Origin of the sequence: Stenotrophomonas sp. 278, assembly GCF_003935715.1 — a bacterium.
Taxonomy (GTDB): domain Bacteria; phylum Pseudomonadota; class Gammaproteobacteria; order Xanthomonadales; family Xanthomonadaceae; genus Stenotrophomonas; species Stenotrophomonas maltophilia_AH.
On sequence record NZ_RHPP01000041.1, the window covers coordinates 1 to 14,615 of the forward strand.

Below are 14,615 nucleotides of genomic sequence, written 5' to 3' on the forward strand. Positions count from 1 at the left end.
CCGGTGCCGGCCGGCGGCGCGGTGCAGTACCGCATTGAAGTGCGCAACACCGGGCCGTCGCGCGCGGTGGGGGCGACGCTGACCGACTCGGTGCCGGCGCAGCTCACCGGCGTGACCTGGACCTGCGCGGTGGTGTCGGCCGCGACCTCGTGCGCCACTGCCTCGGGTACCGGCAGCCTCAATGTCGGCGTCAACGTTGGCGTGGGCGATGTGCTGGTGGTGCTGGTGAGTGGCACCGCGCCCACCGTGACCCCCGCCACGATCTCGGCCAACGCCGCCACCATCACCCCGCCGCCGGGCACCACTGACCCGACCCCGGGCGACAACACCGCCACCACGCCCACCATCACTGTGCAGGCGGCGGCGATTGTCGCCACCAACGATGACTACAGCGCGACCCCGTTCCCGCCGGGCGCGGGCGGTGCCACGCCGCGCGTGTTCGCCAATGACACCCTGGGCGGTGCCGCGTTCGTCGACGCCGCGGTGGTGGCCACACTGACCAATGCGCCGTCCGGCTATGACATCAACGCCAACGGCACCATTGTGGTGCCGGCCACGGCGGCGGCCGGTCCGGTCACGCTGACCTACCAGATCTGTGAGGCGGCCTCGCCCAGCAACTGCGCGAGCGCCAACGTGGCGCTGGTGGTCAGCCCAAACGCGGTGGATGACAGCGTGGCGGTGCAGGCCGGACAGGCGGTCAACGGCAACGTCAGCAGCAACGACAATCTGTTTGCCGGTTCCACCTTCGTCCAGACCGGTGCCGCGCCCACCCAGGGCAGTGTGGTGCTGCAGGCCAGCGGTGCGTTCACCTACACCGCCAACGCCGGGGCAACAGGTACTGACACCTTCAGCTACCAGTTGTGCCTGCCCGCGCCGAACGCCGCCGTGTGCGACACCGCCACGGTCACCGTCAATCTCACCGCCAACGTCATCGACGCGGTGGATGACCCCTTCAACGCCACACCGATTCCGGCAGCGACCGGCGGCACCACCGCCAGTGTGCTGATCAACGACACCTTCAACAACGTGGCGGTGGTGCCGGGCGATATCACCACCACGCTGATCACCGCGCCGGCCGGCTACACGATCAATGCCGATGGCCTCATCAGCGTGCCCGCCAATGCCGTGGCCGGTCCGGTCACGCTGGGCTACCGCATCTGTCTGACCGCCGCGCCCACCTTGTGCGACACCGCCAGCGTGCAGCTGGTGGTCGGCCCGAACGCGGTGAACGATACGGTCAGCACGCCGGGTGCGGGCCAGCCGGTGTCCGCCAACGTCGGCAGCAACGACAACACGCCTGCTGGTTCGGTATTTACCGCGGCCGGGGCCACGCCGACCCAAGGCACGGTCAACGTCAACGCCGACGGCAGCTTCACTTACCAGCCCAACGCCGGCAGTGCCGGGACCGACAGCTTCGGCTATCAGGTGTGCCTGCCCGCTCCGAACGCAGGCGTGTGCGCCACCGCAACCGTCACCGTGAACCTCGGGGCGAACGCACTGGCGGCCAACGATGACCTGTTCGGTACGCCGGTTCCGGGTCTTGCCGGCGGCACCACGCCCAGCGTGTTGGGCAACGACACCCTCAACGGCGTCGTGGTCACGCAGGGAACCGTTACGGCCACCCTGCAGGGTACGGTGGCAGGCTTCACCCTGGATGCGACCACGGGCGTGATCACCGTGGCAGCAAGTACCACTCCGGGTCCGGTTTCGCTGAGCTATCAGTTGTGCGAGGTGGCCGCGCCGAGCAACTGCGACATTGCCGCCGTGCAGGTGCTGGTCAGCCCCACTGCGGTGGCAGACAGCGTTGCGCTGCGCGCAGGCGAATCGTTGACCGAATCGGTGGCCACCAACGACAGCATCGCGGTCGGCTCGGTGTTCACGCTGCTCAGCCAGCCTACCCAGGGCGTGCTGACATTCGCCGCTGATGGTGGCTATACCTATACCGCCAATCCCGGTACCACCAGCAATGACAGTTTCGACTACCAGGTCTGTCTGCCGGCTCCGAACAGTGGCGTCTGCTCCACCGCCACCGCCACCTTCGTGATTTCCGCCAACACCGTGGACGCGGTCGACGATCCGTTCACCGTGCCGGCGATCTCGCCGGTCACTGGCGGCAGCACGCCCAGCGTACTCGGCAACGACCTGTTCAATGGCGTGGCCGTCACCGCCGCGCAGGTCACGGTCAGCCTGATCAACACCCCGCCGCCGGGTTACACCATCACCAGCGCGGGCGTGATCAATGTGCCGGCCGGTGCCGCCGCCGGTGTGGTCAGTCTCACCTATGAACTGTGCGAAGCCGGCACCACGACCAACTGCGACACCGCGCAGGTAGCGCTGCTGATCGCACCCGATGCCGCGGATGACACCTACACCACGCCGGCCGGGCAGCCGCTGGTCGGTGACGTGAGCATCAATGACAACGCACCGGCCGGTTCCACCTTCAGCGTGGTCAGCGCACCGGCTGCAGGCACCCTGGCGCTGCAGCCCAATGGCGCGTTCACCTATACGCCGGCGGGTGCGGGCACCCAGACCGCGCAGTACCAGGTCTGCCTGCCAGCGCCCGATGGCGCGACCTGTGCCACCGGGACCATCACCTTCAATGTCATCGCCAACACGCTCAACGCGGTGGACGACAACTTCCGCGCGCCGGTGATCGCACCGGGCGCCGGCGGCACCACCCCCAGCGTGCTCGGCAACGACACCTTCAACGGCGCTGCCGCCAGCCCGCTGCAGGTCACCGTGAATCTGGTCAGCCCCCCGGCCGGCTTCAGCATCGACAGCGACGGCGTGATTACGGTGAGTGGATTCGCGCCGGCCGGTGCCACCGCGCTGACCTACAGCTTGTGCGAACTGGGTTCCACCACCAACTGCGACACCGCCGCTGTGCAGGTGCTGATCGCACCCGATGCGCAGGACGATACTGCCAGCGTCACGGGTACCCAGACCGGCACCTTCAACCTGGCCAGCAATGACAACGCGCCGATCGGTTCCACCTTCACCGTGATCGCTGCGCCGACCAAGGGTACCGCCGTGCTGTCGACCGCCGGCAGCCTGCAGTACACCGCCACTGCCGGGCAGACCGGTACCGACACCTTGACTTACCAGGTCTGCCTGCCGGCCCCGGACGGCACCACCTGCGATACCGCCCAGGTCACCGTGACGCTGGCGAACGCAGCACTGGTCGCGGTGAATGACGACTACAGCGCCAGCCCGATCCCGCCCAGCGGCGGCAGCGCCGCCAGCGTGCTGCTCAACGACACCTTCAACGGTGCCGCCATCGTGCCAGGTACCACCCCGGTCACCGCATCGCTGCTCACCCTGGAGTCGGGCTACAGCATGGCCGCGAACGGCGTGATCAGCGTCGCTGCCGGCACCCCGCCGGGTTCAATCGCGCTGAACTACCAGGTCTGCGAAACCGCGCTGCCGAGCAACTGCGCCACCGCCACCGCCGTGGTGGTGATGAGCCCGGATGCCGTCAACGACACGTTGCCGGCGACTGCTGGCACCACCACCGTGCTCAACGTGCTGGCCAACGACGTCGCCCCGACCACGCCGGTGCTGACCATCAGCGTCGCGCCGGTCAGCGGCACCGCCGTGGTCAATGGCGACGGCACCATCAGCTATACGCCCACCGGTCCGTTCGTGGGTCCGGATACCTTCACCTACCAGCTCTGCCTGCCCGCCCCGCACAGCACGGTCTGCGATACCGCAACCGTGGCGCTCACTGTCAGCGCGACTTCCTTGGTGGCGGTGAATGACAGTTACCTGGCCACGCCGATCGCACCTGCGGCCGGCGGCACCACCACCAGCGTGCTGCTCAACGACACCTTCAACGGCAATCCGATCGTGCCGGGCACCACGCCGGTCACGGCGACGCTGCTCAGCCCGGTCACCGGCTACACGATGTCGACGGCGGGCGTGATCACCGTGGCAACGGGCACCACGCCGGCCGCCACCACGCTCAGCTACCAGGTCTGCGAGAACCTGGTGCCGACCAACTGCGCGGCCGCCACTGCGGTGGTCGCGGTCAGCCCGGAAGCCGTGGCTGATGCGCTGCCGGCCACCGCCGGTACCACCAGCGTGCTCAACGTGCTCGCCAACGACACCGCACCTCTGAATCCCGTGGTCACGATCACGGCCGGCCCGGCCAACGGCACCGCCGTGGCCAACGGAGACGGCTCAATCAACTACACCCCGACCGGGGCGTTCACCGGCACCGATACCTTCACCTACCAGCTGTGCCTGCCCGCACCCGGCGGCAGTGTGTGCGAAAGCGCCACCGTGACCGTCACCGTCAGTGCGACCTCACTGGTCGCGGCCAACGATGATTTCACCGCCACGCCTATCGCGCCGACGGCCGGCGGCAGCACCACCAGCGTGCTGCTCAACGACACCTTCAGTGGTGGACCCATCGTGCCGGGCACCACGGCGGTGACCGCATCGCTGATCACGCCGCCCACCGGTTACAGCATGACCGCCAACGGCGTGATCACCGTGGCCCCGGGTACGACGCCGGCCGCGGTTACGCTCAATTACCAGGTCTGCGAAAACGCGGTGCCGACCAACTGCGCCGGTGCCACCGCGCTGGTCGCGGTCAGCCCGGATGCGGTGGCCGATGCGCTGCCCGCTGCTGCTGGCACAACCACCGTGCTCAACGTGCTGGCCAATGACGCCGCGCCGCTGAACCCGACCGTGACCGTGTCGGTCGCTCCGACCAATGGCACCGCCATCGTCAACGGTGACGGCACTATCAGCTACACCCCGACCGGCGCGTTCACCGGCACTGACACCTTCACCTATCAACTGTGCCTGCCGGCTCCCGGCGCTGCGGTCTGCGATACCGCCACGGTGACCGTGACGGTGGCCGCCACCACCCTGGCGGCGGCCAATGACGACTTCACTGCCACGCCGATTGCACCGGCCACTGGCGGCAGCACCACCAGCGTGCTGCTCAACGACACCTTCAACGGTGCACCCATCGTGCCGGGCACCACGGCGGTCACCGCCACCCTGCTCACTACCGAGACGGGTTACAGCATGGCGGCTGATGGCGTGATCACCGTCGCCGCCGGCACCACACCCGCCGCCGTGACGCTGAACTACCAGGTCTGCGAAAACGCGGTGCCGACCAACTGCGCTGCCGCCAGTGCGGTGGTCGCGGTCAGCCCGGTGGCGGCGGACGACGCCCTGCCGGCCACGGCCGGTGCCACCACCGTGCTTAACGTCACCACCAACGACACGCTGCCCGCCAACCCGACCATCACCGTGTCGGTGGCCCCGACCAATGGCACCGCCACCGTCAATGGCGACGGCACCATCAGCTACACCCCGACGGCCGGATTCACCGGGGCGGACAGCTTCACCTATCAGGTCTGCCTGCCGGCACCGGGTGCGTCGGTGTGCGATACCGCGACGGTGTCGCTGACGGTGAGCGCCACCTCGCTGGTCGCGGCCAACGACGACTTCACCGCCACGCCGATTGCGCCGGCTGCGGGTGGCAGCACCACCAGTGTGCTGCTCAACGACACCTTCAACGGTGCGGCCATCGTGCCGGGCACCACGGCGGTGACCGCATCGCTGCTGACGCCGCCTGCCGGCTACAGCATGGCCGCCACCGGTGTGATCACGGTGGCCCCGGGCACCACGCCCGCCGCCGTCACATTGAACTACCAGGTGTGTGAGAACGCATCGCCGACCAACTGCGCCGCTTCCACCGCCGTGGTTGCGGTCAGTCCGGATGCGGTGATTGACACACTGCCGGCGACCGCCGGCACCACCACAGTGCTCAACGTCCTGGCCAACGATGCCGCACCGCTGAACCCGACGGTGACCGTATCGGTCGCGCCGACCAACGGCGTTGCCGTCGTCAACGGCGACGGCACCATCAGCTACACCCCGAACGGTGCCTTCACCGGACCCGACACCTTCACTTACCAGCTGTGCCTGCCGGCACCGGGGGCGGGCGTCTGTGATACCGCTACGGTCACCGTCAACGTCAGTGCCACCACGCTGACCGCGCTCAGCGACGACTTCACCACCACGCCGATCGCGCCGGCCGCCGGTGGCAGCACCGCCAGCGTGCTGCTCAACGACACCTTCAACGGCGCGACCATCGTGCCGGGCACCACGCCGGTGACCGCTTCGCTGCTGACCACCGTCACGGGCTACAGCATGAGTGCGGAGGGTGTGATCACGGTCGCGCCGGGAACGACGCCGGCCGCGGTCACGTTGAACTACCAGGTCTGCGAGAACGCGGTGCCGACCAACTGCGCCGGCGCATCGGCCATCGTGGCGGTCAGCCCGGAAGCAGCAGCCGACACGCTTACCGCCACCGCAGGCACCACCAGCGTGCTCAATGTGCTGGCCAACGACACCGCACCGCTCAACCCGGTGGTGACGGTGTCGGTCGCCCCGATCAATGGCACCGCCACGGTCAATGGCGACGGCACCATCAGCTACACCCCGACCGCCGGCTACACCGGACCGGACAGCTTCACCTACCAGTTGTGCCTGCCCGCACCGGGCGCGGGCGTCTGCGACACCGCCACGGTCACGCTGACCGTGGGTGCCACCAGCATCGTGGCGGTGGGCGACAACTTCACCAGCACGCCCATCGCACCGGCGGCCGGTGGCAGCACCGCCAGCGTGCTGCTCAACGACACCTTCAATGGCACCACCATCGTGCCGGGCACGACGCCGGTCAGTGCTTCGCTGGTGACCCCGGTGACCGGTTACACGATGGCCGCCACCGGCGTGATCACGGTCGCTGCGGGCACCACGCCGGCGGCGGTGACGCTGAACTACCAGGTCTGCGAGACCGCCGTGCCGACCAACTGTGCCCAATCCACCGCCGCGGTGGCGGTGAGTCCCGACGCGGCGGCTGACACCCTGCTCGCGAGCGCCGGCACCACCACGCTGCTCAACGTGCTGGCCAATGACACCGCGCCGCTCAACCCGGTGGTGACCGTGTCCGTGGCACCGACCAACGGCACCGCCACGGTCAATGGCGATGGCAGCATCAACTACACCCCGACCGCTGGCTACACCGGTGCGGACAGCTTCACCTATCAGCTGTGTCTGCCGGCACCGGGGGCCAGTGTCTGCGATACCGCCACGGTGACCCTGAATGTCGCGGCCACGAGCGTGGTGGCGACCGCGGACGACTTCACCACCGCGCCAATCGCGCCTGCCAGCGGGGGCACCACCGCGAGCGTGCTGCTCAACGACACCTTCAACGGGGTGCCGATTACACCGGGTACCACGCCGGTGACGGTCACCCTGGTCACTCCGCCGACCGGCTACACCATCGCCCCCAACGGTCAGGTCACCGTGGCCCCCGGGACCACGCCCGCAGCCGCGACGCTGACCTACCAGGTCTGCGAAACCGCGGTACCGAGCAACTGCGCGCAGGCAACCGCCATCGTCGCGGTAAGCCCGGCGGCGGCCAACGACACGCTCACGGCCACGGCCGGCACCACCACGGTGCTCAACGTCACCGCCAATGACACCCTGCCGTCCAACCCGACCCTGACCGTGCTGGTCGCGCCGGGCAACGGTGCGGCCGTGGTCAACGGCGACAACACCATCAGCTACACGCCGACGGCGGGCTACACCGGCACCGACAGCTTCACCTACCAGGTCTGCCTGCCGGCCCCGGGGGCAGGGGTGTGCTCGACCGCCACGGTCACGGTAAACGTGGGCAGCACCAGCCTGGGCGCGCTCAACGACGACTTCAGCTCGACGCCGATCGTGCCGGCTTCCGGTGGCACCACCACCAGCGTGCTGCTGAACGACAGCTTCAATGGTGCGACCATCGTGCCGGGCACCACGCCCGTGACCGCGTCGCTGGTCACCCCGGTCACCGGTTACACCATGGCCGCCGATGGCGTGATCACCGTGGCGGCCGGGCTGACGCCGGTAGCAACGACGCTGACCTACCGGGTCTGCGAGAACGCGGTCCCGACCAACTGCGGCCAGGCGACCGCGCTGGTGGCGGTGCGTCCGAACGCCGCCGATGACACGCTGGGTGCAGGCACCGGCACCACCGTGCTCAACGTTGCCGCCAACGACACGTTGCCGCTCAACCCGGTGTTCACCGTGGTGGGTGCACCGGTGAATGGCACGGCGGTAGTCAACGGCGACAACACCATCAGCTATACGCCCAATCCGGGCTTCACCGGCACCGACAGCTTCACTTACCAGGTCTGTCTGCCGGCTCCGAACCTCAATGTGTGCGACACCGCCACGGTCAGCGTCGCCGTCAGTGCCACCACGCTGCAGGCGGTGAGCGACAACTTCAGCAGTGCGCCGACCCTGCCGGGCGCAGGCGGCAGTACACCGTCGGTTCTGACCAACGACCTGATCAACGGCGTGCCGGTGCAGGCAGCGCAGGTAAGCGTGTCGCTTGTCGCGCCCCCGGACGGTGTCAGCATCGATGCCAACGGCATCATCACCATCGCCGGTAGCGCTGCCGCAGGTGCCCTGTCGCTGACCTACCAGATCTGCGAGGCCACCAACCCCGGCAACTGCGCCCAGGCCACAGCGCTGGTGCTGGTGCGCCCGGATGCGGTCAACGACGTGGCAACGACACCGGCGGGCCAGGCATTGAGTGGCAGCGTGGCGGGCAATGACAACGCGGGCGGTGGATCGGTGTACTCGCTGGTCACCGCACCGGCGCAGGGCACCGTGGTGCTCAATGCCAACGGCAGCTATGTGTACACGCCGAACACCGGCTTCACCGGCAGCGACACCTTCAACTACCAGCTGTGCCTGCCGGCACCGTATGCAGGCGTCTGTGATACCGCCACCCTGAGCATCACCGTGACCGCAGCCGGCGGCACGCTGGATGCGGTCGACGACACCGTGAGCGATGTGCCGGTCACCGGCGGCACGGGTGTGTTGAACGTACTGGTGAATGACACCTTCAACGGCAGCGCGCTGGATCCGACCACGGTGCTGCTGACGCCGACCAACACCACCGCCATCACCATCCAGCCGAGCGGCAGCGTGGATGTCTCCGGCGGCGTGGCCGGTGCCACCTACACGACCACCTACCAGATCTGCCTGGTCGCCCAACCCAGCGTGTGCGACATCGGCACGGTCAGCGTGACCCTGGCCAGTCCGCCGACCGGCACGCCGGTACAGCCGGCCGACGACACCGCCGACACGCAGCAGGAAACGGCGGTCGTGATTCCGGTGCTGGCCAACGACCTCGTCGGTGGAACCCCGGCCGTGCCCTCGGCGCTGGTTGTCACCATCAGTACGGCCCCGACCTCGGGCAGCGTCGAAGTGCTTGGCGATGGCACCCTGCGCTACACCCCGAACGAGATGTTCAGTGGGACCGATACCTTCGCCTACACAGTCTGCACCCAGACCACGCCGGCCGAGTGCGGCATTGCGACGGTCAGTGTGCAGGTGCTGCCCAATGACGTGGATGTGGTGGATGAGGTCATCACTGCCGAGGACGGCGAGCCGACCACCTTCTCCATCGTGGACAACGTCAGCACCACTGGTGCTCCGATCAACTGGCGGTCGTTCCGGATTCTGTTCGCGGCGCGTTATGGCCGGGTGACCTGCACCGATGGCGTCTGCATCTACACCGCCTTCGTTGGCTACAGCGGCCCGGACAGCTTCACCTACAACATCTGCGACATGTCCATTCCCACTCCGGTGTGCGTGGACGGTGCGGTCAACATCACCGTGGTCGCCGGCGAAACCTTCCTGCGCCTGAGCAAGCAGGCCGCGCAGCGCACGGTGAAGGTGGGTGAGCTGATGCGGTACACGGTCACCGTGGAGAACATGGGTGAAGTGGATGCACTGGGCGTGAGCGTGCTGGATACCCTGCCGGCCGGCTTCACCTTCGTGCAGGAAGGCTTCGCGGTCCGCGATCTGGACAATGCCGGCTTTGTTACCTCGCGCACGCCGCTGCGGGTAGATGGCATCGACATTCCTGCCGGTGGCCAGGCCACTCTGGTGTACTACCTGCGGGTGGGTGCCGGCGTCGGCCAGGGCATCCATACCAACCGGGTGACCGCGGTGGATGCGGTCAACACCACCATCGGCAACGTGGCCTCGGCCGATGTGGAGGTGGTGGGCGACCCGCTGCTGGATGAAAGCCTGATCGTCGGCAGCGTGTTCGAGGACCGCAACGGCAACGGCGTGCAGGACGACGGCGAGCGCGGTATTCCGGGCGTGCGCGTGGCCTCGGTGGAAGGCCTGGTGATGGAGACCGACGCCTTCGGTCGCTATCACCTGGTCGGTATCGACGGCGGCGGCGCACGCGGACGCAACTTCATCCTCAAGGTGGACCCCACCACGTTGCCGGCCGACGCGCGCTTCACCACCCGCAATCCGCTGCTGCGCCGGGTCACCCCGGGGCTGCCGGCACGCTTCGACTTCGGCGTGCAGTTGCCGGATGCACGGTTCGATACGGCCCCGCCAGCCGCAAGACCGCCGACCTTGAACATCGGGGAGGGCGTGTTTGAGCCGGGCTCGGCACGGCTGTCAGCCGACAGCGAGGCCGTGCTGGCGCATGCCGCACGGCTGCTGCAGGTCGGCGCTGGCGGTCGCCTGCTGCTGCAGACACCTGGCGGCCAGGAGGCGCTGGGCCTGGCCCGGGTGGACGCAATACGACAGGCCTTGCTGCCACGCCTCCCGGCCGACGTCGCCGACCGCGTGCAGGTCCAGGTGCAGCCCATCGCACCGGCCCGCCCTGCCGACCGCGCCGAGCGCTGAGGAGATGACCATGCACAAGACACCTTTCATCACGGCACTGGTCATCGTTCTCGCACTCAGCCTGCCGGTTGCGTCGGCGCAGACCACCGCGCCGCAGGCGGTGGACATCCCCACCACCCTGTGCGGCGCGGATGGCTGCAAGCGTGGCAATGAACTGCTGCTGCAGGTGCAGGAAGAGCCGATGGCGGCACCGTCGCCAGCCCCGGCCACCCCGGTGGGGGCCAACGTGCCTGCGCCCGGCGGTCAGTTCGTCACCGAGCTTCCGGACGGTGCGGTGGTGTGGGCGACCGAAGATCCGGCGCTGTCGGCACCGGTGCTCAATGTGCAGACCGGTTCGATGGCCCCGTTCGAGAACGGCCGCCTGACCAAGCCGCTGCGCTTCCACGGCTACAACAACTACGCTTCGTTCATCGAGCGGATCGAGATCACCCTGTATCGCGGCTCCGACACGGACCTGGTGACCCCGCTGGCCCGCATCGACATGCCGGTGGACTACGTCGCCAACACCGAATGGGACGGCCAGTTGCCGGCTGACCTCAACCTGCGCGAAGGCGATGACCTGCAGTACATCGCGCGGGCCTACGGCAAGGATGGCTCGTTCGATGAAACCAGCGCCCAGCGCTTCCAGCTGGTGCTGCCGACCGACTACGAGCGCGGCACCCAGCAGGTCCGCGACAACGTGCAGAAGACACTTGGCAGGGTGCTCAATGGGGAGGACGCACGCGACCAGCAGCTGACCAATGCGATCTACGGGCAGAATGCGCTGCGCCAGCAGAACATTGCCATTTACGGCTCGCGTGTACGCATCTACGGTCGTGGCCTGGCTCCGAACGCACGGGTGCTGATCAACGGCCAGAGTTTCCCGGTGGATCTGGAGCAGAAGTTCGCCGCTGAGTTCCTGGAGCCGATCGGCCAGCACCGCTACAACGTGCAGGTGGAAGCGCTGGATGCGGAACCCCTGACCCGAACGCTGGATGTGGATGTGACCGGCAGCTACCGCTTCCTGGTCGCGCTGGCCGACGTGACCATGTCCAAGAACACCGCCAGCGGCAATCTGGACCCGCTGGTGGCCGACCAGGACCGCGATGACAGTTTCCTCAGCGAAGGGCGTCTGGCCTTCTATCTGAAGAGCAAGCTGCGTGGCAAATACCTGATCACCGCGCAGGCGGACACCTACGACCGCGAGCTCAAGGACCTGTTCAGCGGCTTCCTCGATGCCGATGCACGCGACGTGTTCCGTCGCCTGGACCCGGACCAGTACTACCCGGTGTACGGCGACGACTCCACCACCTACCGTGACGTGGATACGCAAGGCCAGCTGTACGTGCGCGTGGACTGGGACCAGAACCAGGCACTATGGGGCAACTTCGCCACCGGTTTCACCGGTACCGAGTACGGCCAGTATGTGCGTTCGCTGTACGGTGCGGCGCTGAGCTGGCGTTCGCGCGCCACCACGCCGCTGGGCGACCCGCGTTCCTACCTCAAGGCGTTCGGTTCCGAAGCGCAGTCCGCACTCGGGCACAGCGAGTTCCTTGGTACCGGTGGCAGCCTGTACTACCTGCGCCACACCGACCTGCTGCCGGGCTCGGAGCAGGTGGTGCTGGAGGTGCGTGACCGCACCACCGGCCGCACCGAGGTACGCACCACCCTGCAGGCCGGCGTGGACTACGAGGTGAACGAGATCCAGGGCCGCATCCTGTTGACCCGCGCGCTGTCGCAGATCACCCGCGAGAACGTGCGCACGCTGACCCGTGACACCCCGCTGGATGGCTACGACCAGATCCTGCTGGTGGATTACGAGTACGTGCCGCTGGGATTCAGCACCGACGACGTCAGCGCCGGCCTGCGCGGCAAGCAGTGGTTCGGCGACCACGTCGCGGTGGGCGGCACCTACGTGGATGAGAACCGCAGCGGCGACGACTACAGCCTGATGGGCGCGGACCTGACCTTGCAGGCCGGACGTGGCACTTACCTGAAGCTGGAGCAGACCCGCACCGAAGCCACCGCCGCGCCGATCTTCTACTCCGACAACGGCGGTTTGAGCTTCGTGCAGCGCAACCCGTTGGATGGCCAGCGCAAGGGCGACGCGCGCGCCGTGGAGGCCCGTGCCAACCTGCGCGAGCTGGGCTGGACGAAGCAGGACTGGAGCTTCGGAGCCTGGTGGCGCGACGTGGACGCCGGCTTTTCGGTTTCGCGTGCCGACACCGGGCTGGCGCTGGAAGAGTACGGTGCCGAATTCCTGGGCTATTTCACCGACAATCTCAGCCTGTATGGCCGGCAGAGCCGTGCCGAACGCGGCGACGTGGCGGTGGAGCAGTCGCAGCTGACCCTGGACTGGCGGCTTGGAAACAATGGCCAGCTTGGTGGCGAAGTGCGCCGCGTGCGCGAGGAAAGCGCCGGCGTGGAAGTGGACGGTACCCTGGCCGCGCTGAGTTACCGCCAGCGCTTGGGCGCGAAGTGGGAGCTGTATGGCACCGGCCAGCTGACCGTGGATGACGATGGCGGCGCATACGAGGACAACAACCTGCTGACCCTGGGCACGCGCTATCTGTTTGGCGACCGCTCCAGCGTGGGCGCTGAAGTCAGCAGCGGCAGCCGTGGCGATGGCGGCAAGGTCGAAGCCGAGTACTGGATGACGCCCGAGCACAGCTTCTACGGCAACTACAGCTACAGCACCGACAGCACCACGGTGGACCCGCTGTACGACACGGGCCTGCAGTCGGGCTGGACGCTGGGGCAGCGCTGGCGGCTGAGCAACCAGGTCAATGTATTCAATGAAAGCCAGTACCTGAAGGACCGTCGCGAGGACACCGCCGGGCTGGTCAATACCTTCGGCATGGACTTCTATCCTGCGCAGGGCTGGAACCTGGGTTTCACGGTGATGGACGGCAAGCTGGATGCGACCACGGGTCGCGTCGACCGCCGCGCCTACAGCGTCAGTGGTGGGCGTACCGACGCCAACACGCAGTGGACCAGCAAGCTCGAGTACCGCCGGGATCAAGGTGCGGAAGATCGTGAGCAGTGGGTGACCACCAATCGGTTGCTTTACAAGGTGAACGAGGATTGGCGCATTGCGTTGCGTGCCAACTATGCCGATACCCAGGACAAGCGCAACGCGCTGGCGGATGCCAAGCTGGTGGAATCGAACATCGGTTTTGCCTGGCGGCCGCACGACAACACCCGTTGGGCCGCGTTCGGCAAATACACGTATCTGTATGACGTGGCCTCGCTGGGGCAGGAGGGCGGCAATGTGTACGACCAGAAGTCGCAGATCGTGTCGTTCGAGGCGGTGCGGCAGGTTGGCGAGCGCTGGGAAGTGGCTGGGAAGCTGGCTGCGCGCTGGGGCGATTACCGGACCGGGCGGGGTACCGGGGACTGGCTGGATAGTCGAGTCAACTTCTCCGCGCTGCAGCTGCGGTATCGCTTGTGGGCGCAGTGGGAGGGGCTGGCCGAGTACCGCTGGCTGGACGTGCGCGAGGGCGGTGACAAGCAGGGTTGGCTGGTTGGGGTGGACCGGCAGAGCGGGCAGAACTTCAAGGGGGGGGCGGGGTACAACTTCACCGAGTTCAGTGATGACCTGACGGAGCTGCGGTATGAGAGCAAGGGGTTCTTCCTGAACCTTTCGGGATATTACTGAGGAGGGGTGGGGTTGTAAGTGACGCGCATGGCGCGTCACTACAGGTAGGGTCTGCGTAGGGACGGGCCATGCCCGTCCGCTCTTCGTTCCGGCGTCATGAACGCCTGACACGCGTCTTCGGCCACCACTAAAAGTTGGTCGGTGTATCGCAACGTGATGGATGCGGGCTTCGGATGCTTGTGCCGCGCTGCGCGCGGGTACCACGCATGGCGTGGTACCTACGAATTGTTACGTGCACAGGACG

General features: G+C 67.5%; 2 protein-coding genes. Both read left to right on the forward strand.

The window, feature by feature from the left end:
• The first annotated feature begins 3 nt into the window (after positions 1 to 3).
• A complete protein-coding gene (locus EGJ34_RS08985; protein WP_312023023.1) occupies positions 4 to 10,734 on the forward strand; it encodes an Ig-like domain-containing protein in 10,731 nt (3,576 codons plus the stop codon).
• Positions 10,735 to 10,744: 10 nt separating this feature from the next.
• The gene (locus EGJ34_RS08990; protein ID WP_185750118.1) at positions 10,745 to 14,371 is read left to right on the forward strand and encodes a hypothetical protein; all 3,627 of its coding nucleotides are present in this window, start codon (positions 10,745 to 10,747) and stop codon (positions 14,369 to 14,371) included.
• Positions 14,372 to 14,615 lie beyond the last annotated feature (244 nt).